Source organism: Sinorhizobium fredii NGR234 (assembly GCF_000018545.1).
Classification (GTDB): Bacteria; Pseudomonadota; Alphaproteobacteria; order Rhizobiales; family Rhizobiaceae; genus Sinorhizobium; species Sinorhizobium fredii_A.
Genome location: NC_012586.1, coordinates 2,201,812 through 2,224,474, shown reverse-complemented (window position 1 = coordinate 2,224,474; position 22,663 = coordinate 2,201,812). Strand labels below are relative to the sequence as shown.

The window sequence follows — 22,663 nt, the reverse complement described above, 5'->3', positions numbered from 1 at the left end:
CCGTCGGAACCGCGAAGCTAACGCTAGAAATGGCTTGACGCGAATCAGAGGATGAATCATTCCTGTAACGGAATAGATCGCATATCCCGTATTTCAGCGTAGTTCAGCGATTGGCCTGTAAAGGAATGCGGCGGGCGCATGTGCGGCCGGCGAAGGGACGGTTGTTGCCATTCGGTTGCGGCTCGACGGCAATTGCGAAATGTACGAGGGGATTTCGACGATGGACATGACAGGATCGGCCGTGGACGCGGCAAGCGCAATCGGCAAGACGGCGACCGCCGGCGCCGGATCTCGCCGGCCCGCCGACGAGGCGATCGCGGCCGATGCGCGGGCGCTTTCCGAACAGTTGAAGGCGATGCGCGACCGCCTGTTCGCGCCGACGGCGATGAAGACGCTCAGAAGCTTCACCTCCGGCGAGGCCGCCAGGCTGATCGGCGTTTCCGACGGCTATCTCCGGCAGCTGTCGCTCGCCGGGGAGGGGCCGCAGCCCGACACCGGCATCGGTGGGCGCCGCTCCTATTCGCTCTCCGACATCAATGCGCTGCGCCGCCATCTCGCCGAACAGGCGCTCGCCAAGGGCAATGCCGCCAAGGCGCGCGGCTATGTGAACTGGCGCGACGAAACGCGGGGCGAGCACCTGCAGGTGATCTCGGTCACCAACTTCAAAGGCGGCTCCGGCAAGACGACCTCGTCGGTCCATCTCGCCCAATATCTTGCCCTAACCGGCCATCGGGTGCTGGCGGTCGACCTCGACCCGCAGGCCTCGCTCTCGGCGCTGTTCGGCTACCAGCCGGAGCTGGACCTGACCGGCAACGACACCCTTTATGGCGCGATCCGCTACGACGCCGAGGCGCGGCCGCTGAACGAGATCATCCGCAAGACCTATTTCGACGGGCTCGATCTGGTGCCGGGGAATCTCGAACTCCAGGAATTCGAGCACACAACGCCGCAGGCGTTGAGCGCGCGCCAGAACGGCGCCGATGCCGGGCCGCTGTTCTTCGCCCGCGTCCAGGCGGCGCTTGCAAGTGTGGCCGACGATTACGACGTCGTCGTCATCGACTGCCCGCCGCAGCTCGGCTATCTGACGCTCTCGGCGCTCTGTGCCTCGACCTCGGTCATTGTCACCGTGCATCCGCAGATGCTCGACGTCGCCTCGATGAACCAGTTCCTCTACATGACCTCGGACCTGCTGAGCGTCGTGCGCGGGGCGGGCGGCGAGCTCAATTTCGACTTCCTGCGCTATCTCGTCACCCGCTTCGAGCCGAATGACGGGCCGCAGGCGCAGATCGTCGGCTTCATGCGGTCCCTCTTCGGAGACCGGGTGCTGACCTCGGCCATGGTGAAGTCGACAGCGATCTCGGACGCGGGTCTGACCAAGCAGACGCTCTACGAGGTCGGCCGGGAGAATTTCACCCGCGCCACCTATGACCGGGCGATCGAGTCGCTGAATGCCGTCAACGGCGAGATCGAAGCTCTCATTCACGCGGCCTGGGGGCGTTAAGACATGGCTGGCAACAACCGGAAGAACGAATTGCGAGCCCTGTTCAAGGGCGGCGCGCCTGCTGCCGCGCCGCAGGCCCCCGCCGACCAGCCGGCGGGCGAGTTGACACCTGTCAACGCCCAACCGGCCGTCCCCCCAACTGCGCCCCGCGCCGCGTCCGGCGCCGTCAAGGCGATGGGTCTTTCGCTCGGCAGCATCACCCGCGAGGCCGAGGAGGCCCGAGTGCTGAGAGAAGCGTTGACGCAGGGCGAGCGCGTCGTGGCGCTCGATCCCGCCCTCGTCGAGGCCTCCTTCGTCGAGGACCGGCTGACCGACGGCGAAGTCGACGATCCGGACTTTCTCGCGCTCGTCGACAGCATCCGCGAGAACGGCCAGCAATCGCCGATCCTCGTCCGTCCGCATCCCGAGAAACAGGGGCACTACCAGACCGCCTACGGCCACCGCCGCCTGAAGGCGGTGCGCCGTCTCGAACTGCAGGTGAAGGCGATCGTCCGGCCCCTGACGGACGACGAGCTGGTGCTCGCCCAAGGCAAAGAAAATGCCGAGCGGCGCAACCTCTCCTTCATCGAGCGGGCGCTTTTCGCCGCGGCGCTCGCCGCCCGCGGCTTCGACCGCAAGGTGATCGGCGACGCGCTTGCCGTGCAGAAGAGCGAGTTGTCGCGCCTGCTGCAGGTCGCCGACAGCGTGCCGCACGCATTCGCCCGCTCCATCGGCCCGGCCCCCAAGGCCGGTCGCGAGCGCTGGATGGCGATCGGTTCGTTGCTGGAGCGGGAAGAGGCGCGGGAAAAGGCGGAAGAAGCGATCGCTTCCTCACGCTTCCGCGCCGCCGATACCGACCAGCGTTTCCAGTTCGTCTTCAATTGCCTGTCCGAGGGCGACAAGCCGGAACCGGAGAAGCCTGAGGAACTGAAGGACGAGGCGGGACGGGTGTTCGCGCGGCTGAGGCTTGACGGGAAAGCGCCGAAGATCGAGTTCCTGCCCGGTACCCATCCGGCCTTCATTAAGGAGGCTGTGTCGATGCTGGCAAAATGGCACGCGAGCTTTGTGGAGAACCAGAGGTCGTAGCTATAGACCGCTGAGCGTCTGATCGCCCCTCACCCTAGCCCTCTCCCCGCACGCGGGGCGAGGGGACACTGTCGCGATTTGCCGCTTCCGCTCGGGGAATGCAGTCCACGCGTTTGTAGGATGTGTCCATCTATGACAGCGGCATCGTCAGGGCGAGACGGTGCCGCGAGTCCCCTTCGCCCCGTTTGGGGGGGGAGAAGGTGGCCGGCAGGCCGGATGAGGGGCCAATCCAAGGATCGACCCGCTCCTATTGATAATCCACCCACACCCCGCCGGCATCGGCCGAGCGGACGCAATTTTCGACCCAGCGGACACCTTCGAGGCCCGCGTCTATGCCGGGGAAAACCAGTTCCTCGATGCCCTCCGGGGCAAGCCCGCGATTGCCGTTGATCGCCAGGCCGAAGCGGCGGTAGAGGTTGGCCCAGGCCTCGAACAGGCCTTCCGGGTGGCCGCCGCCGATGCGGTCGTCGATCCGGGCTTCCGGGTAGAGATAGTCCATGCCGCGCTCGAGGATGCGGACCGGCTCGCCCTGGATCTCGTAGGAAAGCTGGTTCGGCCGCTCGTCCCACCACTCGATGCTCGCCTTCGAGCCGACGATGCGGACCTTCTGGCCGTGCATCGAGCCGGCATTGACGGCGCTCGACCAAATATTGGCGATGGCGCCGTTGTCGTATTCCATCAGGGTCACCGCATTGTCCTCGAGCGGCGCGCGGCTCCTGACGAAGCTCTGGCGCACACACATCAGCCGCTTGATCTTCAGATGCGGCAGGATGACCTCGGAAATATAGAGCGGGTGCGTGCCGACATCGCCGAGCACGTAGCTTGGGCCGGCGAATTTGGGGTCGACACGCCAGCGCGTCGACGGGTTCTGCTCCTCGACCGCGGCGCTGTGGAATCCATGGGCGAATTGCAGGTTGACGATGCGGATCTCGCCGAGATCGCCGTTCTTCACCATGGCGCGAGCCTGCTCGATCATCTGGTGGCCGGCATAGCCATAGGTGAGGCCGACGATCAGCCCGCGCGCTTGCGCCAGCGCCTTCAGCTCCTCGGCTTCCGCGACGGTGAAGCAGAGCGGCTTTTCGCAGACGACGTGCAGGCCATGCTCGAGCGCCGCCTTGCAGATGGCGAAATGGGTGTTGTTCGGCGTGGCGATCGACACCGCCTCGATGCCGTCGCCGCGCTTCGTCTCCTCGGCGAACATCGTCCGGTAATCCGGATAGCTGCGTGCCTCGTCCAGCCCGAGGTCGACGCCGAAGGCGCGGCCGCGCTCCGGATCGATGTCGAAGGCGCCGGCGACGAGTTCGAAGGTGTCGTCTCTCAGCGCCGCCGAACGGTGGATGTAACCGATCTGGCTGCCGCGTCCGCCGCCGACCATGCCCCAGCGGATCGGGCTTTTCTTTGTCGCTGCCATTGTCGTATTCCTTGAACGTTTGTTTTGAACTTTCCGCTGGCCTCGTTTCACCCCCCTCTGCCCTGCCGGGCATCTCCCCCCCCCCCTCGTGGGGGTCGGCAGGGCAGAGGGGGGTGCGGCAGGCACCAACTAAAAGCCGACCGAGCGCAGGTAGTCGCGGCTTTCCTTCACGTCGGCGAGGCTGCCGGCGACGCTCAAGGGGTCGCGCTCCTGCTCGACGGTGATGAAACCGTGATAGCCGATCTCCTCGAGCGCCTGCTTGACGGCCGGATAGTCGATGATGCCGCGGCCGATCGGGCACATGACGCCTTGGCCGCAGGCTTCGAAGAAGCGGATCTTTTCGCCGAGCACGCGCCGGAAGACCTTTTCGTCGATATCCTTGAAATGCACGTAGTCGAGACGGTCGGCATAGGTCTTCAGCGTCTCGACCGGATCCATGCCGGCGTAATAGGTGTGGCCGGTGTCGATGCAGAAGCCGGCGAGCTCCGCCGGCACGTCGCTGGCGATCCGCTCGATCTCGTCGGCGAATTCGATATAGCCGCCGGCATGCGGGTGGATGACGGCGCGCACGCCGTATTTGCTCATCGCAAGCTCGGCGATCGCCTTGATGTTGGCGACCATGCCGTTCCACGCCTCGTCCGAGAGCCGCGGCGCCCGGTCGGTGTGGCCGGCGGTATAGTCGCGCTCGTCATGGCCCCAGTCCATCACCGTCAGATAGGGCGTCCTGAAGCGCTGGCCCGGCACCTGCTCCGGCTGCGGCAGCCGGGTGATGACGGCGCAGATCTCGTCCGTCTGGCGCAGCAGATTGGTACGGTTTTCCGGCGAGACGAGATCGTCGAAGATCGTGCCGGCGACGATGAAGAGGTTGCGATCCTGCAGCGCCTTCGCGACGCGCCCGGACTCGAGCGGCACGTAACCATAGGGGCCGAGTTCCAGGCCGCCATAGCCGGCGGCCGCTGCCTCGTCGAAGACCCGCTCCCAGGCGGGCAGGTTCGGGTTCTTGACGTCGTCCACGCCCCAGCAGCAGGGGGCGGTCGTAATGGTGATGGTCACGAATCTTGTCCTATTTAGGTAAGTTACCGCTTACGCGCGCTTGGCCGGCCAGTACTTGTCGACGTATTTCTGGATCTCGGCCCGCATGAAGCGGCCGGATTCGTCGGCGCGGTCTTCCCAGCCGAAGACGCAGGCGGTGACGATGCCGTCGAAGCCGACCTCGGCGAGCGAGGAGAAGAAGACGTCCCAGTTGATCTCGCCCTGGTACATGTCCATGTGCTGGTGGATCGTCACCTTGGCGCCCGGCGGGTTGATGATGTAGCGCAGGCCGGAGGACGCCTTGTGGTTATAGGTGTCGGCGACATGCACATGGGCGATCAGCGGGCCGGCGTCGCGGATCATCTTCGCCATGTCGTCGCCGAAATAGAAAGTGTGCGGCGCGCAATAGAGGAACTTGACGTTCTTCGAGCCGATCGTCTTCAGCATGTCGATCGCCGGATGCAGCGTCTCGCACCAGTCTTCCGGGTGCGGCTCCATGTTGAGCGTCACGCCTTCCTTCTCGAAGACCGGCACCAGCTCTTCCATCGAGCGCCACCAGGCCGCCTCGCTGTGTTCATGGGTGTGCATGCCGCCGCAGCAGTTGGAGCGGTGGCTGCGGTCCGGCGAGGGGCCGCGGCCGAATTCGGAGTTCATCGTGTCGCAGCCCATTTCGGCGGAGACCTGGATCGCTTCCTTCCAGTAGTGCACGGCCGCCTGGCGCTCGTCCTCGTGCGGGCTCGCCCAGCGGTACATCGGCAGGATCGAGGCGAGCTGAACGCCGTGGTCCTTCAGCGCCGACTTGAACTCGGCGATCCGCTCCTTGTGGGCACGCGGCCGCACCCACCAGGGGAGAAAATCATCGCGCGGCGACAGCTCGATATATTCGTAGCCGAGCTCCGCCGCCTTGCGGCACAGGTCGTGCAAGCCGAGGTGGCGGTGCATATAGGGGTCGAGTGCGATCTTCACGGGTAGCTCCTCCTTGGTCCCACCCCATTGCTCGGCAGTGGGCGACATTTTCCGACCGGTCTTCGACTTCGGTTTCCTCCCGAACTGCGGGACAGAATACCGGGGGGCGCCGTGGGTTTCCAAAGCTTCCGTGATCAAATTTGATCATTGACCGAGGCCTTGCGGGATGCTTGGCTGAAACGCGAATTCGAAGGAAGAGTCTCTTGACCAAGGTGACCTTGAAGGATGTGGCCCGGGAGGCCGGTGTCGGCACGGCGACCGTCGAGCGCGTCCTCAACGACCGCGGCGGGGCTCGCCCGGAAACGGTCGAGAAGGTCTTTCTCGCAGCCCGGAAGCTCAACTACCGGCACGGACTGCCGCAAGCTCATCGGGGCCTGATCCGTATCGAGGTGGTCCTGGTGAGACCCGACACGAGCTTCTATTCCCGCATGAACCAGGCCTTCGAGCGGATCGCCGCCCTGCTGGACAAGGGCATTGTGGTCCATCGCACCTTCGCGCGCGAGAACGACCCGGTCGACTTCGCCCACCACATCGCCAATCCGGCCGTCCGCCGCTCTGCCCTCATCGTCGTGGCGCCCGACCATCCGAAGGTCGTGGTAAGCCTGAGGGCGGTCGCGAGCCGCGGCACGCCTGTGGTGCAGATCATGACTCGACCGGCGCCGGAACTTCCCTATGTCGGGATAGACAACTATGCGGCGGGGAGGACGGCCGCCTACTACATGTCGAGGATGCTCGTCGGGCGGTCAGGTCCCTTCGTGGCGCTCTGCCACAGCGGCGCCTATGAAAACCACAAGGAACGCATCCGCGGCTTCTCCTCCTATCTCGCCGAGCACGCGGGCGAACACCTCTTCAGGCAGGTGATGTTCGACTATGACGACGACCTCAATTCGATGGAGCTGCTGCGCGGCGCATTGCGCGACGCCCCGGAGATCATCGGGCTCTACACCGCCGGCGGCGACAACCGATCCGTCGCCGCGGTGCTGAAGGAGCATGCGTCGCGGCGCATCTTCTGGGTCGGCCACGAGCTCTCCGATCAGTCGCGCCGCGCCCTTCGTTCGGGCGTCATGTCGATCGTTCTCGACCAGGCGCCGGAGATCCAGGCGCGGCGTTCGATCGATCTGACCTTGAAGTCGCTGGGTCTGATCGACGTCGAGGTGAGTCCCGAACCGGTGCGGTTTCTGACGATCACGCCGGAGAACCTTTGATGTCAGGCGCGGCCGGACCGTCCGTCCAGGCTGAAGGCACCCGCGCCGAAGGCGACGGTCTGCAGGAAGCCGCCGGTGATCGCGAGGTTCTTCATGAAATGGATCATCTGGTTCTGGTCGGCGAAATTCGTATGGAATCCGAGAGCCGACGCCAGGGTGAAGATTGCGAGAACGAGCGCCGCCAAGCGGGCTTGATAGCCGAGGACGAGAAGGATGCCGCCGCCCAGTTCGACCAGGAGGGCGATGGCATAGCCGACCGAGGGCAGGGGCAGGTTGGCCGCCGCAATGTACCCGATCGTTCCGGTTGGGTCGGCTAGTTTCTCGAAACCGGACGAAAGGAAAATGGCGGCGAGAAGCAGGCGACCGATGAGGGCGAGGATGCTCTGAAGCGCAGGGTTGTTGCTCATGCCGGATCCTTTCTCGGGCGGTGGCCGGCGAAGAGTTAACGACGCCGCGCACCGCTTGTGTCGTTGAAGCCTGAGATTGTGTCCGGAGCATCCCGCATTGTTCGCTCGGTCGCAACTGTCTTGCGTGCATCGGCTTGCATCATGCCCTGACCGGCTGGGCCTTCCATCTGCCGATCAAGCGCTTTGCCAGTTTTTGACCGGGTCGTTCGACCGCAAGGAACGTTGCCCAGGCAGCCACATAAACCAAGGGCACCAGGATCGTGGTCACCGCGGCGAAGCGTGCAGCCGGTGACATCGCGTCACCGAATGCGCCGATAAAATAAGCTGCAATCGGCTGCAGAAAGATGAGGTGCCAGAGATAGGCGCCGAATGACAGCTCGCCGAGCCAGTGGAAGAACCTGTTGCCGAGGGACGTCGACACGGCGCGAAGCACGCCGCCCAGCACGTCGCCGGCGAGGCGATGATGGATGAGCGCGAAGAACACGCCGACAAGCAGGACCCGCATCAGCATCTTCGTCGCCGTTATGTCGCCGCCGATCGGCAGAAGGACGAGCGCCATGGCGGCCGCGGCGTGAAGGACTGCCTTCGATCTGTTGGCGTGAAGACCAAGCGCCAGGAGCATTCCGCACAGGAAGATATGCATCTTCAACGGTAGAAATGCCGGCATGGGAAAGTGGATCCCCAGGAGGCTCGCGGCCGAAACGATCGCTGCGGCAATGACGACTGTAAACAGCGCGCCTTTCAGCCAGCCGGATTTCTTGAGCAGAAGCATGATGAAGGGAAAGGCAGCATAGAACTGCATTTCGAGCCCGATGCTCCAGTCGGGCAGGGGAGTCCGGTAGGCATAGTCGGGAGAGAGGCCGAAAAGAAAGCTGACATGCATCAGCCCGTTGGTCAGCCCGTTGTCCAGATAGCGTTGCGGCGATTGCGGCGTCCGGCCGAGGAAGGCGTCGATAACCATTCTCGATTCGAACAGCCAGGCGCCGAGCACGAAGGCAACGGCCAGAAGAAGATAGTAGAGCGGCGCAATCCTCAGGAATCGCCGCAGCCAGAAGCTCGCCCAGGTCGAGGCCAGCTCCCAGGGCTCCTTGCCGGCCCGCAGCTGATAGTGAAACACCATGAGGAAGCCCGACAGCATGATGAACAGGTCGACGCCGAGATCGGGCTCGGACAGGACCGGCAGGCGCCAGCCCGTCAGCAACAGCGCATGGCCGATCATCACCCAGAGGGACGCCAGCCCTCGCAGCCCATCCAGACAATCGATTCGCGTATTGCGGGGATCATAGTCGGCCATCAGTACACTTCGTCCTTATTAGCAACTAAAGGTTACTGCCGCGTGCTATGTTGCGACGCACAAGGGAAGCCCTAGAGGCGGACTAAGGCGATACTAAGTAGGGACGGAGGCGACCAGGGGCTGTCGCCGCGGCGGAAATTTCCTCTTGTCGGGAACGAATTCGACGCTGCGACATCCAATGGCACAGAGAATTGCGAGGTTTCGGATACCGCCGAAAGCCGAGGGTTTCAGTCTTTTCCTTCGGGGGAATTTTCAGCTCCGGAACCTTTCGCAGTCGATGATGTTGGACCCCTGAATTGGCCCGCCTGATCCAGGGCGCCAAAATTGACTCCGGGCGGGCTTGGGAGAAAGCCATGACCCGCATGATACCTTCACTTTATCTGCCGCGCCGCCGCCTGTTGCAGTTGGGCCTTGGAGGAACGCTCGCCTCGACCGCGGGCCTGGTTCGAGTCTCGCGCGCCGATGAACCCACCGAACTGATGGACGAGGATATCTTCCAGTTCGCCCTCAACCTCGAATACATGGAAGCCGAGTATTACCTGCGCGGCACGACCGGCAAAGGGATCGACGATGCCGATGCGGGTGGAGAGGCCGGTGCCGTAACCGGCGGCAAGCAGGTTTCGTTCGATACGCCGGCGGTCGGCGAGTTCATGAGCGAGGTGGCGGAAAACGAACTTGCTCACGTCAAGTTTTACCGCAAGACCCTTGGTGACGCTGCCGTGTCGCGGCCGGCCATCGATTTCGATGCCGGCTTTGCCGCCGTTGCAAAAGCGGCAGGGTTGGGAGACTTCGACCCCTTCGGCAACGAGATGAACTTCGTGCTCGGCGGCATGCTGTTCGAGGATGTCGGCGTCACCGCCTATGCCGGCGCCGCGACTGTCCTGAAGAACGAGGATTTTCTCGCTGCCGCTGCCGGAATCCTCGCCGTCGAGGCCTACCACATGGGCATGGCGCGCTCGACGCTCTACAGAATGGGCGAAGAGGCCTGGAAGGCGGCCGCCGCGGTTTCCGATGCACGCGACAAGATCGACGGGTCGGACGACAAGGACCAACCCCTCCAGATGGAGGGCAAGGCGAACATCGTTCCCTCGACGCCGGATGCGATCGCCTTCACCCGGACGCCGCAAGAGGTGCTGCGCATCGTCTATCTCACCGATCAGGAGGGTGCGACCAAGGGTGGCTTCTACCCGAACGGGATGAATGGAAAGATCGTGAGCACCTGAACGGATCGCCGGGAGCAGGCGAGACCCACCTACCGCATGTCTCCTTAGGGAGTGCCCCAGCGAGCTTCGCGCGCCTGATAAGGCGCGCGGCGCTGGTGGCGGCCCCGGCGACTTTGCCACAGGCGGCAAAAATCTCCGTGATCTGAAACAGAAATTGAACGGCGCTCCTTAGCGGCGCGGCGTCGTGTCGAAGGCCCGGAAAACCTCGAAAGTGCCGCCTGAAAGACGCGTCGGGGCGCCTTCATGCGGGAGGGAACACCCACCCGGCGGGCGTCCCTGGAAGGGAGTTGTTAACCTTCATTTCCTATTCGCTAGGGACAGCCCTTTCGATGATGAATTTCGAGTTTCAGGCCATGCGTATTCCCCGGACAAATTTCTCGACAGCAGCTTTTCATGATGCAGATGTGGCGGATGATTTCGAGCTTCCGCAGCCGGGAGCACCGGTCGAATCGCATGTCCAGACGAACCGCGCGTCGGCGCAGGACCACTTGTTCGAGGCGCCGGAAGCGCCGCGTCGGGGGACGGACGACACGGGCTACACAGGGCGCGCAGCACGTCTTTACGGCCACGGTTCGGCCTATGCCCCGGCCCAGGTCACCGCCTCGACGCGCGATCCGCTGCCGACCCTTGCCGAAATCACCGGCCAATCGGACGAGGACGGCTGGGAGAGCCATTTCTTCCTGTCGCCCAACGTCCGCTTCACCCGCACGCCCGAACGCGAATTCATGAAGCGCCGCCCGCCGGTCGCCGATGAGAACGACACCGAGGTCGAGGCGGTTGCGGCCGAGAGTGCCGAGCCGGAGGTCGTCGCCGAGGCGGCGCCCGCCGATGCCGCGCCCGCCGCGATCGAACCCGAGGCGCCGGCCCACAGTCCCTCCGAACTCCTGCGGGTGCTGATCCAGCAGCTTCCATCCTGGCGTCCTGCACAGATGCGCAATGCGGAGCCGGCGGCCGATGCGGCGGCGGTCGCGGTCGGTAGGTCGTCCGTGGCCGCCGAAGTGTCGACGCCTGCGGTCAGTGCGCTCGAGGTCGCTCTGGGGGTCCCCGACGGGCTCGAGGCCACCCCCGATGCGTACGACATTGTGACGGGCAACGAGACGAATGCGCGCCTCTCTTACCTATCCGATCATGCCTTCTTCGAATTCATGCCGCTCGAAATCGCGGCTGCCCCGCAGGCCGCCGTCGAGCCGGTGAAGCAACCGGTGAAACCGCCGGCGCAGATCGCGCCGGCGCCGAAGCCCGTCGCCATGCCCGTGGAAATCCGCCGGCAGCCGCCGACGGCAATCACCTCGATGTTCCGGGTGGTCGAATGCCGGCCGGCGGCGACAGCCTTCGCCGCGCCCGTTCCTGCCGAGACCCGAGACGCCAAAGAGGATGCCGGACCGGCCACAGCCGCCGCACCGGCCGAGACCGTGGAGCCGGTCGTGGCCGTCAAGGCCGAGGAAATCGCGCCGGTTCCCGACTCGCCCGTCACCAAGGCGGCGATCACCATGCCGGCCGTGGTGCAGCGTTCCTCCTCGCCGTTTCCGCCGATCGGTGGCGGCGATCGCCTCCAGGTGGGCGACGCTTACGAGTTTCCGGCCAAGGAACTGCTGCAGGAGCCGCCGCAGGGCCAGGGCTTCTTCATGACCCAGGAGCAGCTCGAGCAGAATGCCGGGCTTCTCGAAAGCGTGCTCGAGGATTTCGGCGTCAAGGGCGAAATCATCCATGTACGCCCCGGGCCGGTCGTCACCCTCTACGAATTCGAGCCGGCGCCCGGCGTCAAATCCTCCCGCGTCATCGGCCTTGCCGACGATATCGCCAGGTCGATGTCGGCGCTCTCGGCCCGCGTCGCGGTGGTGCCCGGCCGCAACGTCATCGGCATCGAGCTGCCGAATGCGACGCGCGAAACCGTCTATTTCCGCGAGCTGATCGAGTCCAATGATTTCCAGAGGACCGGCTGCAAGCTGGCGCTCTGCCTCGGCAAGACGATCGGCGGCGAGCCGGTCATCGCCGAGCTTGCCAAGATGCCGCATCTGCTCGTCGCCGGCACCACCGGCTCGGGCAAGTCGGTGGCGATCAACACGATGATCCTGTCGCTGCTCTACCGGCTGAAGCCGGAGGAATGCCGGCTGATCATGGTCGACCCGAAGATGCTCGAACTCTCCGTCTATGACGGCATCCCGCACCTCCTGACGCCGGTCGTCACCGATCCGAAGAAGGCGGTGATGGCGCTCAAATGGGCGGTGCGCGAGATGGAGGACCGCTATCGCAAGATGTCGCGGCTCGGCGTTCGCAACATCGACGGCTACAACCAGCGCGCCGCTGCCGCCCGCGAAAAGGGCGAGCCGATCCTGGCGACGGTGCAGACCGGCTTCGAGAAGGGCACCGGCGAACCGCTCTTCGAGCAGCAGGAGATGGATCTGGCGCCGATGCCCTATATCGTCGTGATCGTCGACGAGATGGCCGACCTGATGATGGTCGCCGGCAAGGAGATCGAAGGGGCGATCCAGCGCCTCGCCCAGATGGCGCGCGCCGCCGGCATCCACCTGATCATGGCGACCCAGCGCCCCTCGGTCGACGTCATCACCGGCACGATCAAGGCGAACTTCCCGACCCGCATTTCCTTCCAGGTGACCTCGAAGATCGACAGCCGCACCATTCTCGGCGAGCAGGGGGCCGAACAGCTCCTCGGCCAGGGCGACATGCTGCACATGGCCGGCGGCGGCCGCATCGCCCGCGTCCACGGCCCCTTCGTCTCCGACCTCGAGGTCGAGCACGTGGTGGCGCATCTGAAGACGCAAGGTCGTCCCGAATATCTCGAGACCGTCACGGCGGACGAGGAGGAAGAGGAGGAAGAAGAAGATCAGGGCGCCGTCTTCGACAAGAGCGCGATCGCCGCGGAAGACGGCAACGAACTCTACGAGCAGGCGGTCAAGGTCATGCTGCGCGACAAGAAATGCTCGACCTCCTACATCCAGCGCCGCCTCGGCATCGGCTACAACCGCGCCGCCTCACTGGTCGAACGGATGGAAAAGGAAGGCCTCGTCGGCCCGGCCAACCATGTCGGCAAGCGCGAGATCATCCATGGCAACCGCGATCACGCGGTGAAGCCGGACGACGGCGATATGGATTGAGCAAAGGGCCGCATGGGGGGCAGTCCGCTTTGCGCCAGCGGAATGGTGGTGGCCGATGCCACCCCCTCTGGCCTGCCGGCCATCTCCCCCACAAGGGGCCACAAGGGGGGAAGAATATTTGCAGCACGCATTCTGCCCCATCAAGGGGCTCTGCCAGTATCAGCCTTTCCGTTGAAGTGCGCGGTTGCCGCGACTCGTCTCCCCCCTTGTGGTTCCCCTTGTGGGGGGGTTGGCCGGCAGGCCAGAGGGGTTTTGCGCGCCTGCTCCCGTCGCCGCCCGCTCCAAATCCTGATGAAAAAATGAGCGCATGGCGATTTCCTCGCCAGTGACATCGGCAGCCGTCACCTAAACCATTGATAAACATCATGCATCGATCTTGGCACGACGCTTGCTTTCCAGACTTGTATGCAAGATTTGTCGCCACAACAGAACGATCAGGCCGGCATAGACGAAGCCATCGTCTCCGGCATCCTGTCCGCCCGTATCCGCCCCGGCACGCGGCTGGGCGAGAGCGAGGTGGCCTCCCTCTTCAGCGTATCCCGCACCCGGGTGCGCGAAGCGATGATGCGGCTCGAACAGCGCGGCATCGTCAAGGTCAGCCCGCGGCGCGGCTGGTTCGTCGTCGAGCCCTCGGCTGAAGAGGCGATGATGGTCTATGCGGCCCGGCGTGTCATCGAGGCGGGGCTGTTGCGCAGCATGGAGGAGCTGACGACAGGCGGCTGCGACACGCTCCATGCGCATCTCGCCGAGGAAAAGCAGGCAATCGCCGATGGCGACCGGCAGCGCCTCACCTGCCTGATGGGCGATTTCCACATCCGCATTGCCGAGCTTTCCGGCAATACAATCCTTGTCGAGATCCTGCGCGACCTGACGGCGCGCACCATCCTGATCTCCCTGCTCTACCAGTCCGACTTCCACGCCATGCAGTCGCATCTCGGCCATTGCCGCATCGTCGCGGCGATGGAGGAGGGGGATTTCCTGAAAGCGGCAGAACTTTCCGTCGAACACCTGGACGAGGTCGAGACGGGGCTGGACCTCACCCGCCGCCCGGATCCGCTCGCCGATCTCCGGCGCTCTCTTTCGCTGCCGCCGCAGACGGCGGCCGTGTCTTCGAATGCACCCCGCAAAAGCTAACCATAAATCAACAGAGGAGAATGCCTTAATGCTTTCAAGAAGATTGTTCGTCGCCATGACGGCCATGGCCGCTGCGATCGGCTTCGGCTCTATTGCCCAGGCCGATGCGCTCGGCGACATCACCGCCCGCGGCACGATCCGCGTCGCCGTGCCGCAGGATTTCCCGCCCTTCGGCAGCGTCGGCCCCGACATGGCGCCCGTCGGCTATGACATCGACATGGCGAACCTGATCGCCGAGAAGCTTGGCGTGAAGGTCGAGCTCGTACCGGTCACCAGCGCCAACCGCATTCCCTATCTGCAGACGAACAAGGTCGATCTCGTCATTTCGAGCCTCGGCAAGAACCCGGACCGCGAAAAGGTCATCGATTTCACCGCGGCTTACGCGCCCTTCTACAACGGCGTCTTCGCGCCGGCCGATTTTGTCGCCGCCAAGCCGGAAGAGCTTGCCGGAAAGACCATCGGCGTCACGCGCGGCGCCGTCGAGGATCTGGAACTGACCAAGATCGCGCCGGCCGACACGGTCATCAAGCGCTACGAGGACAACAACGGCACGATCTCAGCCTTCCTGTCCGGCCAGGTCGAAGCGGTCGCCACCGGCAACGTCGTCGCAGCGGCGATCCTCGCCAAGAACCCGCCGAAGCGCCCGGAGCTCAAGTTCCTGATCAAGAACTCGCCCTGCTACATCGGCCTTTCCAAGGAACAGCCGGCGTTGCTCGAGAAGGTCAACGGCATCATCGCGGCCGCCAAGACCGATGGCAGCCTCAACGCCATTGCGCAGAAATGGCTCGGCACCGGCCTGCCGGCCGAGCTCTGATCACCCCAAGCCACTCCGCGCGAGCGGGGTGGCGTCACCGCCGTTTGCAAACAGGGGTGCGCCTTGAACTACCAATTCGAATTCGGCTGGCTCGTCGAATACTATCCGCAGATCGCCAAGGGGATCGCCATCACGATCCAGTTGATCGCCGTCGGCGCGGTGGCCGGCATTTCGCTCGGCATCGTCTGTGCCTGGGTGCGTGCGCTCGGGCCGGCGTGGCTGAAGCCGGTCGTCGCCGCCTATGTGGAGCTGATCCGCAACACGCCGTTCCTGATCCAGCTCTTCTTCATCTTCTTCGGCCTGCCATCGCTCGGCCTCAAACTCAGCGAGCTTCAGGCCGCCAATATCGCCATGGTCGTCAATCTCGGCGCCTATAGCTGCGAAATCATCCGGGCCGGCATCCAGGCGACGCCGAAGGGCCAGTTCGAGGCGGGCTCAAGCCTTGCCATGACGCCCTTCGAAACCTTCCGCCACGTCGTGCTCATCCCGTCGCTCGAGCGTATCTGGCCGGCACTTTCCTCGCAGGTGGTCATCGTCATGCTCGGCTCCGCCGTCGTCTCGCAGATCGCCGCCGAGGACCTGACCTTTGCCGCCAACTTCATCCAGTCGCGCACCTTCCGCGCCTTCGAGGCCTATATGGTTTCGACCGCCGTCTACCTGCTGCTGGCCATCCTGCTCCGCCAGGTGCTCGGCACGGTCGGCTGGTTGATCTTTCCGAAGAGGGCGGCCGGATGATCGAGTTCACCATCTGGGACATCCTGCGCAACCTGTTGCTTGCCACCCGCTGGACGATCCTGCTGTCGCTCGTCTCCTTCCTCGGCGGCGGCCTCGTCGGGCTGGTCCTGCTCTTCCTGCGGATCAGCAAACGCAAGTCGTTGCGAGCGGTTGCGAAATACTACATCGAGCTGTTCCAGGGGACGCCGCTGCTGATGCAGCTGTTCATCGCCTTTTTCGGGCTCGGCCTCTTCGGCATCGACGTGCCGGCCTGGCTTGCGGCGGGGCTGGCGCTGATCCTCTGGAGCGCCGCCTTCCTGGGCGAGATCTGGCGCGGCTGCGTCGAGGCGATCGCCAAGGGGCAATGGGAGGCCTCCGCCAGCCTCGGCATGGGCCGGCTGCAGCAGATGCGCTACGTCATCCTGCCGCAGGCGATGCGGATCGCCGTGGCGCCGACCGTCGGCTTTTCCGTGCAGGTGATCAAAGGCACGGCGCTGACCTCGATCATCGGCTTCGTCGAACTGTCGAAGGCTGGCACCGTCGTCACCAACGCCACCTTCCAGCCCTTCACCGTCTACGGCCTAGTGGCGCTGATCTATTTCGCGCTCTGCTGGCCCTTGTCCAAGAGCAGCCAGATCCTCGAAAGGAAGCTCAATGTCGCTCATCGCAATCACTGACGTCCGCAAGAGCTTCGGGTCGAACGAGGTGTTGAAGGGCATCAATCTCGATGTCGAGCCGGGCGAGGTGATCGCCATCATCGGCAAGAGCGGCTCGGGCAAGTCTACGCTGCTGCGCTGCATCAACGGCCTTGAGACGATCAGCGACGGCTCGATCTCGGTCGCCGGCGCCCAGCTTCTCGACGACGAGGCGCATCTGAAGGCGCTGAGGCTGAAGGTCGGAATGATCTTCCAGCAGTTCAACCTGTTTCCGCACCTGACGGTTGGCGGCAATGTCATGCTGTCGCAGATGGTCGTCAAGAAGACGCCGAAGCCGGAGGCGGAGGAGATGGCCCGCAAGATGCTGGAGCGCGTCGGACTCAGCCAGAAATTCGATGCCTATCCGGACCAGCTTTCCGGCGGCCAGCAGCAGCGCGTCGCGATCGCCCGGGCGCTCGCGATGCAGCCGATCGCGCTGCTCTGCGACGAAATCACTTCGGCGCTCGATCCGGAACTGGTCGCGGAAGTGCTGGCGGTGGTGCGCGAGCTTGCCGCCGAGGGCATGACGCTTTTGATGGTGACGCATGAGATGAGGTTCGCCCGCGACGTCTGCTCGCGCGTCGTCTTCATGCATCAGGGCCGCGTCCACGAGATCGGTGAGCCGGAGGCGGTTTTTGCCGATCCGCAGACGCCGGAGCTGAAACAATTTCTCGGGGTCCATTGAGAGAGCGGCCGGCAGGAATGCCGGCCGGTTGTCCCTCAAGGCTGGACGGTGATGTGGCCCTTCATGTTGGGATGATAGCGGCAGATATAGTCGAAGCTGCCCGGCCGCTGCAGCTGTAGGCGCCCTGATTTCTTCGCGGGCAGCATCACCTCTGCACCGCCCTTGACCGTGGCGGTGTGGACGAGTGCATCCTTGTTGATCCACTCGACTTCGTCGCCGACCTTCGCCGCGATTTCGGCCGGCGTATAGACCAGGCGGTCGATCGTCACCTCAATGGTTTCCGCCTGCGAAGGAGCGGCGACTGCTCCGAAAAGCAGGGTAGCAACGGCCGCTCGGTAGATTGCCGCCTTCATTTCATTTCCATCGCGACGTGCTCGGCGTGTTGCTGATGGCCCTGGAACAGCTTCAGCCCGGTTTCGAGCAGCGACTTGAGCTCGCCATTCTGGGCGGCCGGGATCAGCAGCGTCTCAAGCGCGCCGTTGACCTCTTTGTGATAAGCGACCTCGTTTTCGACATAGGCCTTGTCGAACGCCGCGCCGGAAAGCTTCGCCAGTTCCTGGCGCTTCGTTTCGGCCGCTTGCGACAGCGCCTTGCTGGTGTCGTTGTCCTCGGGCGTGACGTTGAGCTTCTTGACGAGGTCGAGCGCCTGCTTGTTCACCGCCTCGTGGTCGCGCACCATGCTCTCGGCGAATTCGACGACGGCCTTGTTCTTCGACGTGGCGATCGCCTGTTTGGCCGCTTCGATGTCGAGCACGCCGGCCGTATAGGCGATATGGGCGATCTGCGGGTCCGTCGGCTTGTCGGCGCCGAGCGCTCCGTTGGCGCCGATGAGGAGGACGATTGCCGCCGCCACGGTCGTCAGTCTGAGGGTCATGGGATGTTCCTTTCCTCGAAGATCAAGAGCGTTTTCGATTGACGCGCTTTGGATGCTTCGTAGCTCGAAACGTTCCCGTATATTTGCCGTCCCCATCCGGCAGTTCAGGCGAAATGCGGGCGAGGACCGCTTCCGTCAGGCGCTCGCAGCGTTTGCCGGCAAAGGGGAAGGCGTCGAGCAGGACGGGGCCGATCTGTTTTTCCAACTGCTCTTTCAAAAGGTGGCGCGCCCGATGCAGCCGGGTGCGGACGGTTTCCGGCTTGAGGCCGAGCAGCGAGGCGGTTTCCTCGTTGTTGAGCCCTTCGATGACGCGCAGGACAAAAACGCTCCGGTAGACGTCCGGAAGATGATCCGTCAGCTTTTCGACGAGGTCGAGGATCTGTCGTTGCGCCATCGTCTTTTCCGGATCGCTGCCATCTGAATTGAGGGGAAAGGCGATGATTTCCGCCTGATGCGTTTCGGCGAGCCTCATCTGGCGGCGGCTCTTGCGCAGCCGGCCGAGCGCTTCGTTGATGACGATGCGGGCGAGCCAGGTGGTGATCGCCGCGTCGCCGCGGAACTCCGGAAAATGCGTGAAGGCGCGGACATAGGCCTCCTGCAGCACGTCCTCGGCGTCGCTGTTGTTGCGCACGATGCTGCGCGCGATCCGGTAGAGCTTGCGATTATGCGACTGCATGAGCGCGCGAAAGGCTGCGAGATCCGGCCTGGACCGCGAGGAATCGAGGGGGCGATGGTTTTCAGCAATGGGCATGATCGGCTCCTTGTGGCGGATTGGATGCCCTGACGCCTGAAACGTTCCCAAGTTACCGCCGGCATTTCGCCGAATCCAGCGCGATCGAACGCGTGCCAGCAGCCGGCAACGCCATCTCTTGGTGCTCGGGCGAACGCGGAACTGTTTTTTGGCGGAAAAAGAGAAGGCCCGGCGCGGGAGGAGGTGCGCCGGGCCTTCGATCCTGATCGGCAACTGGGAGGAGGAGGGTCGCCGATCCCTCGATGAAGCTGGGAGGAGGAGTGCTTCGTCGATAAATCATACAATAATGTTGCATCGCAGCAATTGCAAGCCCCAAACACAAAAAAATTTTGTCCGCCCGGTAAAAATGTTTCGGCATTGCGGTGGTGATAGGGCCAGCGCCCCGCGACCGACGTCAAGGCGCTTGCCTTCGGGGCCGGATGCTCCAGATTCGCAAGGAACGAACGAGGGAGGCGGCCATGGCGGGTGATCGCAAGGCGGCTCTGGTCCGGATCACCGGAAGGGTGCAGGGCGTGTGCTTCCGCGTCTGGACGCGCGACGAGGCCGAGCGGCTCGGCCTGACCGGTTGGGTGCGCAACGAAAGCGACGGGTCGGTGACCGCCTTGGTTGCCGGGCCGGATGCGGCGGTTTCGGCGATGCTGAGCCGGTTCTGGAAGGGCCCGCCGGGTGCATCCGTCACTGACGTCGCGAGCGAGGATGCGTCGTCGAGCGAGGCGCCGAAGGGTTTTCTCATTACCCGCTAGCAGGCGTTCCAGGGTGGATTCCCCCTCATCCGGCCTGCCGGCCACCTTCTCCCCGCTGGCGGGGCGAAGGGGACTCGCGGCGCCCTCTCGCCCGGCATCGGCTGCTTAGGGCAGGACGATGCTGCAAGCCGCGACGATATCCCCTCTCCCCGCGTGCGCTAGGGCATATACACAAGTGGTGCGACGGATTGACTCGGTTGTGATGATCGGATTTCGCGGGAGCGGCGTGTATGATTCCTTTGGTGACGTTTTGATTTGCGGGAGCGTCACCGATGGAGATAGGCCAGGACTGGTCGCTGGGCGGATTTGGAGATCGTCGTCTCGATAAAGGGGGGCGGCGCTGCTCCAGGGCATGGTGCTGCGCGAAACGGTCTGCCTGCGCCGGCTTGCGGCGGGCAGCCATTCGCAGGAAATCCGCTTCGGCCGTTTTCTCGGCAACGATGCGGTGACGGTGGAGCGGATCATCGCCGGCTGGGGGGAGCCGACCGGGGCGGCGGTGGCCGGCCGACACGTGCTGGCGCTGCAGGACACCAGCGAGATCCGGTTTCAGACGACGCCGGACAACCGGCGCGATCTGGGCAAGATCAAGAAGGGCAATTGCTGGGGGCTGCTGCTGCATCCGATGCTGGCGCTCGATGCCGAGACCGGCAGCTGCCTGGGGCTGGTGGGCGGCCGGGTGTGGACGCGCGGGACGGAGGCGCTGCCGCCGCATGCCAGCCGGCCGTTGAGCGCCAAGGAATCGCGTCGCTGGGTCGAGACGGCCGAGGCCGCCAAGGCGGTTCTGGCGAGCGCCACGCGGGTCACCGCCATCACCGATCGGGAAGGGGACTTCTTCGTGATGTGGGCACGGCTGCCCGAGGAGCGCTTCCATCTGCTGTCGCGGGTGATGCACGATCATGCCCTCAGCGGCGGCGGCACGCTGCGCCGGGCCGCCGCCGAGGTGGCGTTTTGCGACAGCCGGACGGTGGAGCTGCGCGAGCGGGCCGACCGCCCGGCGCGCCAGGCGGACTTATCCTTGCGCTTCGGCGAGGCGACGATCCGGCGGCCGCAAAACCTCGAAGCGGCTGCCCTGCCGGACGGCGTGACGCTGCGCTGGGTCGAGGTCGTCGAGCCCTCCCCGCCCGCCGGCGTCGAGCCGCTCAGCTGGCTGATCCTGACGACGCATGCGGTGGCGACGTTCGCCGATGCCTGGCAGATCGTCGCCTGGTACAAGCAACGCTGGATGATCGAGCAGTTCTTCCGGGTGATGAAGCAACAGGGCCTGAAGGTCGAGGATAGCCAGCTGCAGTCGGCGGCACGGCTGGAAAAGCTCGTCGCCATCGCCGCCAAGGCCGCCGTCATCGTCATGCAGCTCGTCCAGGCCCGCAGCGGCCAGGACCGGCAGTCGGCCAGCCTGGTCTTCACGCCAAGCGAGATCGACACGCTCACCGCCCTGCAGCAGCGCTTCAAGGGCAAGACCCGCCTTCAAGCCAATCCCCATCCAATGGGCTCGCTCGCCTGGGCCGCCTGGATCATCGCCAAGCTCGGCGGCTGGAACGGCTACGCATCCTCAAAACCGCCCGGACCGATCACCTTCTTCAATGGCTTGGCCTACTTCAGAGCCTGCGCCGACGGATGGGCGCTGCGCGATGTGTATATGCCTTAGCCCGCGTGCGGGGAGAGGGCTAAAGCGTGTCGCGTTCAATCGGCCTCATATCCGGCCGCATTGAAGTAGTTCCGGCATTCTGTGACGGAGAAGAGATTGCAGATATCGCCGAGTGCATCGGCGATGGCGTCGAAACTGCGGGCGGCCCGCTTGCGCAGCAGCGCCTTGAGCTTGGAGAAGGCCATTTCGATCGGGTTGAGGTCGGGCGAATAGGGTGGCAGGAAGAGCAGCCATGCGCCTTTCGCCTTGACCATTTGTTCGGCCCGCTCGCTCTTGTGGAAGCCGACATTGTCGAGAATGACGACGTCTCCGGGCGACAGCGTCGGGGCGAGTTGCGTTTCGATCCAGGTCTCGAAGATGCGCCGGTTCATCGGCGCGTTGACGATAAAGGGCGCGACCACGCCATGTGATCGCAGGCCGGCGATGAAGGTCTGCGTCTTCCACGAACCGAAGGGGGCGTGGGCGCGATAGCGTTGCCCTTTTGGTGCCCAGCCTGAGCGCTTGGTCAGCTTGGTATTGGTCGAGGTCTCGTCGATAAAGACCAGTCGCGCCAATGCCTTGTTGAAGAAGCGCCGGCGTCGCCGGGTCCAGAGCTCACGCGCCCGCGCGATCTCTGGGCGCTGCTGCTCACTTGCCTGCAGGCTTTTTTTTATGGCTGAGGTCGAGGCGGTGGAGAAGACGGCCAACATTGGAGCGGTGCACGATGACGCCGCGCCCGGCGAGTTCCAGGCACAGTTCGTCCAGCGTCAGGTCGCCATTCTGCGCCAGGCGCTCGCGGACCCACTCGCCATGCGCGTTCAGCTTGCCGCCACCCAGATGGCCTTGCCGCCGTGGCGCCAGCGATCCGGTCGCGCGTTTGAGCTTCACCAGATTGTTCACGAAACGCGGCGACACCCGGAAGTGCCGGGCCGCGGCCCGATGGCTGTGACCGTCCTCGACAAACGCAATGACACGACTACGCAAAGCAAGCGGATGTGATTTGCCCATGGTGTCCCTCCCGTCAAAGCGAGGGAATCACAGCCAACCCCGATTCGGGAATCTGGAGGGTTCTGTGAGGTCCGGCCGCTTTGGATGCAGCATTCGCTGATCGGACCTCATTGAAGCCGGATTGAGCGAAGGCGCGGGTTGTTTGGCACTATGGGGATTTAACCGAAGCGGTGGATGGCGTTTGGCTGGGGCGAGCCCAGGCGGGGCTGGAAGAGCGGCTGAGAAGAAGGTTCTTGTCGCCAATTGAGATGTGTCTGGCGGTGTTTTTGGTTGATCTGTGCCGAACGAGGCTTCGGCGATGCTGCGTTTTGTGTTGCGCCGGCATGCTTGGCCAAAGCCATTCGCTCGCGGCCCTTCGATCTGCCGACGTTGATTGTTGGAGTGATGCCAGGTCTGATAGG

At 64.3% G+C, this 22,663-nt stretch carries 22 protein-coding genes; 12 read left to right on the top strand and 10 right to left on the bottom strand.

The window, feature by feature from the left end; translation table 11 throughout:
- The first annotated feature begins 220 nt into the window (after positions 1–220).
- Both repA and repB read left to right on the top strand, forming a co-directional pair.
- On the top strand, positions 221–1,501 hold the full coding sequence (gene repA / locus NGR_RS10405; protein ID WP_015888229.1) for a plasmid partitioning protein RepA: 1,281 nt from the start codon (positions 221–223) through the stop codon (positions 1,499–1,501).
- A 3-nt stretch (positions 1,502–1,504) separates the two neighbouring features.
- Positions 1,505–2,566 carry a plasmid partitioning protein RepB gene (gene repB / locus NGR_RS10400; RefSeq protein WP_015888228.1) on the top strand — a complete coding sequence of 354 codons (1,062 nt, stop codon included), beginning with the start codon at positions 1,505–1,507 and terminating at the stop codon, positions 2,564–2,566.
- 247 nt (positions 2,567–2,813) lie between these two features.
- On the opposite strand, the gene NGR_RS10395 is transcribed toward repB, so the two are convergent.
- The 3 genes from NGR_RS10395 to NGR_RS10385 form a co-directional block, all read right to left on the bottom strand.
- Positions 2,814–3,977, bottom strand: coding sequence for a Gfo/Idh/MocA family protein (locus tag NGR_RS10395; RefSeq protein ID WP_015888227.1), 1,164 nt, complete (start codon positions 3,975–3,977; stop codon positions 2,814–2,816).
- A 129-nt stretch (positions 3,978–4,106) separates the two neighbouring features.
- Positions 4,107–5,030 (bottom strand): TIM barrel protein, encoded by a 924-nt coding sequence (locus NGR_RS10390; RefSeq protein ID WP_015888226.1) that lies wholly within the window; start codon positions 5,028–5,030, stop codon positions 4,107–4,109.
- Between the two features lie 30 nt (positions 5,031–5,060).
- Positions 5,061–5,975: a sugar phosphate isomerase/epimerase family protein gene (locus tag NGR_RS10385; protein WP_164923996.1), complete on the bottom strand. Its 915-nt coding sequence runs from the start codon at positions 5,973–5,975 to the stop codon at positions 5,061–5,063.
- A 203-nt stretch (positions 5,976–6,178) separates the two neighbouring features.
- Here NGR_RS10385 and NGR_RS10380 point away from each other — a divergent pair, with 203 nt between their 5' ends.
- Positions 6,179–7,180: a LacI family DNA-binding transcriptional regulator gene (locus NGR_RS10380; RefSeq protein ID WP_015888224.1), complete on the top strand. Its 1,002-nt coding sequence runs from the start codon at positions 6,179–6,181 to the stop codon at positions 7,178–7,180.
- Positions 7,181–7,182: 2 nt separating this feature from the next.
- Here NGR_RS10380 and NGR_RS10375 read toward each other — a convergent pair whose 3' ends face one another.
- Complete coding sequence (locus tag NGR_RS10375; protein WP_015888223.1) at positions 7,183–7,587, bottom strand: DoxX family protein; 405 nt, start codon at positions 7,585–7,587, stop codon at positions 7,183–7,185.
- Between the two features lie 139 nt (positions 7,588–7,726).
- Positions 7,727–8,881: an acyltransferase family protein gene (locus NGR_RS10370; protein WP_015888222.1), complete on the bottom strand. Its 1,155-nt coding sequence runs from the start codon at positions 8,879–8,881 to the stop codon at positions 7,727–7,729.
- Positions 8,882–9,234: 353 nt separating this feature from the next.
- On the opposite strand from NGR_RS10370, the gene NGR_RS10365 reads away from it, so the two are divergent.
- From NGR_RS10365 to NGR_RS10335, 7 genes are all read left to right on the top strand, one after another.
- Positions 9,235–10,104 carry a ferritin-like domain-containing protein gene (locus tag NGR_RS10365; protein ID WP_015888221.1) on the top strand — a complete coding sequence of 290 codons (870 nt, stop codon included), beginning with the start codon at positions 9,235–9,237 and terminating at the stop codon, positions 10,102–10,104.
- 353 nt (positions 10,105–10,457) lie between these two features.
- Positions 10,458–13,220, top strand: a complete 2,763-nt coding sequence (locus NGR_RS10360; RefSeq protein WP_164924122.1) for a DNA translocase FtsK — start codon at positions 10,458–10,460, stop codon at positions 13,218–13,220.
- Between the two features lie 405 nt (positions 13,221–13,625).
- Positions 13,626–14,354 carry a GntR family transcriptional regulator gene (locus tag NGR_RS10355; RefSeq protein WP_015888219.1) on the top strand — a complete coding sequence of 243 codons (729 nt, stop codon included), beginning with the start codon at positions 13,626–13,628 and terminating at the stop codon, positions 14,352–14,354.
- Between the two features lie 28 nt (positions 14,355–14,382).
- Positions 14,383–15,168 carry a transporter substrate-binding domain-containing protein gene (locus tag NGR_RS10350; RefSeq protein ID WP_015888218.1) on the top strand — a complete coding sequence of 262 codons (786 nt, stop codon included), beginning with the start codon at positions 14,383–14,385 and terminating at the stop codon, positions 15,166–15,168.
- Between the two features lie 63 nt (positions 15,169–15,231).
- A complete protein-coding gene (locus tag NGR_RS10345; RefSeq protein ID WP_015888217.1) occupies positions 15,232–15,903 on the top strand; it encodes an amino acid ABC transporter permease in 672 nt (223 codons plus the stop codon).
- Complete coding sequence (locus NGR_RS10340; RefSeq protein WP_015888216.1) at positions 15,900–16,559, top strand: amino acid ABC transporter permease; 660 nt, start codon at positions 15,900–15,902, stop codon at positions 16,557–16,559. Before NGR_RS10345 ends, NGR_RS10340 begins: the two co-directional genes overlap by 4 nt.
- Positions 16,537–17,262: an amino acid ABC transporter ATP-binding protein gene (locus NGR_RS10335; RefSeq protein WP_015888215.1), complete on the top strand. Its 726-nt coding sequence runs from the start codon at positions 16,537–16,539 to the stop codon at positions 17,260–17,262. Before NGR_RS10340 ends, NGR_RS10335 begins: the two co-directional genes overlap by 23 nt.
- Before the next feature lie 35 nt (positions 17,263–17,297).
- Here the strand turns inward: NGR_RS10335 and NGR_RS10330 are convergent, their stop codons facing one another.
- Genes NGR_RS10330 through NGR_RS10320 form a run of 3 tightly spaced genes read right to left on the bottom strand, consistent with a single transcriptional unit; the run spans position 17,298 to position 18,887 of the window.
- A complete protein-coding gene (locus NGR_RS10330; RefSeq protein ID WP_015888214.1) occupies positions 17,298–17,615 on the bottom strand; it encodes a cupredoxin domain-containing protein in 318 nt (105 codons plus the stop codon).
- A complete protein-coding gene (locus tag NGR_RS10325) occupies positions 17,612–18,136 on the bottom strand; it encodes a DUF4142 domain-containing protein (RefSeq protein WP_015888213.1) in 525 nt (174 codons plus the stop codon). The genes NGR_RS10330 and NGR_RS10325 overlap by 4 nt, the downstream gene beginning before the upstream one ends.
- A 22-nt stretch (positions 18,137–18,158) precedes the next feature.
- Positions 18,159–18,887 (bottom strand): RNA polymerase sigma factor, encoded by a 729-nt coding sequence (locus NGR_RS10320; protein WP_015888212.1) that lies wholly within the window; start codon positions 18,885–18,887, stop codon positions 18,159–18,161.
- 458 nt (positions 18,888–19,345) lie between these two features.
- On the opposite strand from NGR_RS10320, the gene NGR_RS10315 reads away from it, so the two are divergent.
- Positions 19,346–19,630 carry an acylphosphatase gene (locus tag NGR_RS10315; RefSeq protein ID WP_164923995.1) on the top strand — a complete coding sequence of 95 codons (285 nt, stop codon included), beginning with the start codon at positions 19,346–19,348 and terminating at the stop codon, positions 19,628–19,630.
- A gap of 352 nt (positions 19,631–19,982) precedes the next feature.
- Positions 19,983–21,275 carry an IS4 family transposase gene (locus NGR_RS10310; RefSeq protein WP_015888210.1) on the top strand — a complete coding sequence of 431 codons (1,293 nt, stop codon included), beginning with the start codon at positions 19,983–19,985 and terminating at the stop codon, positions 21,273–21,275.
- A gap of 35 nt (positions 21,276–21,310) precedes the next feature.
- On the opposite strand, the gene NGR_RS10305 is transcribed toward NGR_RS10310, so the two are convergent.
- Together NGR_RS10305 and NGR_RS33090 are read right to left on the bottom strand one after the other, a co-directional pair.
- Positions 21,311–21,964, bottom strand: coding sequence for an IS630 family transposase (locus NGR_RS10305; RefSeq protein ID WP_012708199.1), 654 nt, complete (start codon positions 21,962–21,964; stop codon positions 21,311–21,313).
- Positions 21,903–22,262 (bottom strand): helix-turn-helix domain-containing protein, encoded by a 360-nt coding sequence (locus tag NGR_RS33090; protein ID WP_015886710.1) that lies wholly within the window; start codon positions 22,260–22,262, stop codon positions 21,903–21,905. Before NGR_RS33090 ends, NGR_RS10305 begins: the two co-directional genes overlap by 62 nt.
- Between the last annotated feature and the right edge of the window lie 401 nt (positions 22,263–22,663).

Excerpts from the sequence above, each read along its gene's own strand:
- NGR_RS10335 (WP_015888215.1), top strand. The coding sequence starts at position 16,537 with ATGTCGCTCATCGCAATCACTGACGTCCGCAAGAGCTTCGGGTCGAAC.
- repB (WP_015888228.1), top strand. The coding sequence starts at position 1,505 with ATGGCTGGCAACAACCGGAAGAACGAATTGCGAGCCCTGTTCAAGGGC.
- NGR_RS10350 (WP_015888218.1), top strand. The coding sequence starts at position 14,383 with ATGCTTTCAAGAAGATTGTTCGTCGCCATGACGGCCATGGCCGCTGCG.
- NGR_RS10305 (WP_012708199.1), bottom strand. The coding sequence starts at position 21,964 with ATGTTGGCCGTCTTCTCCACCGCCTCGACCTCAGCCATAAAAAAAAGC.
- NGR_RS10395 (WP_015888227.1), bottom strand. The coding sequence starts at position 3,977 with ATGGCAGCGACAAAGAAAAGCCCGATCCGCTGGGGCATGGTCGGCGGC.
- NGR_RS10325 (WP_015888213.1), bottom strand. The coding sequence starts at position 18,136 with ATGACCCTCAGACTGACGACCGTGGCGGCGGCAATCGTCCTCCTCATC.
- NGR_RS10370 (WP_015888222.1), bottom strand. The coding sequence starts at position 8,881 with ATGGCCGACTATGATCCCCGCAATACGCGAATCGATTGTCTGGATGGG.
- NGR_RS10315 (WP_164923995.1), top strand. The coding sequence starts at position 19,346 with ATGGCGGGTGATCGCAAGGCGGCTCTGGTCCGGATCACCGGAAGGGTG.
- NGR_RS10320 (WP_015888212.1), bottom strand. The coding sequence starts at position 18,887 with ATGCCCATTGCTGAAAACCATCGCCCCCTCGATTCCTCGCGGTCCAGG.
- NGR_RS33090 (WP_015886710.1), bottom strand. The coding sequence starts at position 22,262 with ATGGGCAAATCACATCCGCTTGCTTTGCGTAGTCGTGTCATTGCGTTT.
- NGR_RS10330 (WP_015888214.1), bottom strand. The coding sequence starts at position 17,615 with ATGAAGGCGGCAATCTACCGAGCGGCCGTTGCTACCCTGCTTTTCGGA.
- NGR_RS10355 (WP_015888219.1), top strand. The coding sequence starts at position 13,626 with ATGCAAGATTTGTCGCCACAACAGAACGATCAGGCCGGCATAGACGAA.
- repA (WP_015888229.1), top strand. The coding sequence starts at position 221 with ATGGACATGACAGGATCGGCCGTGGACGCGGCAAGCGCAATCGGCAAG.
- NGR_RS10375 (WP_015888223.1), bottom strand. The coding sequence starts at position 7,587 with ATGAGCAACAACCCTGCGCTTCAGAGCATCCTCGCCCTCATCGGTCGC.
- NGR_RS10340 (WP_015888216.1), top strand. The coding sequence starts at position 15,900 with ATGATCGAGTTCACCATCTGGGACATCCTGCGCAACCTGTTGCTTGCC.
- NGR_RS10310 (WP_015888210.1), top strand. The coding sequence starts at position 19,983 with ATGGTGCTGCGCGAAACGGTCTGCCTGCGCCGGCTTGCGGCGGGCAGC.
- NGR_RS10365 (WP_015888221.1), top strand. The coding sequence starts at position 9,235 with ATGACCCGCATGATACCTTCACTTTATCTGCCGCGCCGCCGCCTGTTG.
- NGR_RS10360 (WP_164924122.1), top strand. The coding sequence starts at position 10,458 with ATGCGTATTCCCCGGACAAATTTCTCGACAGCAGCTTTTCATGATGCA.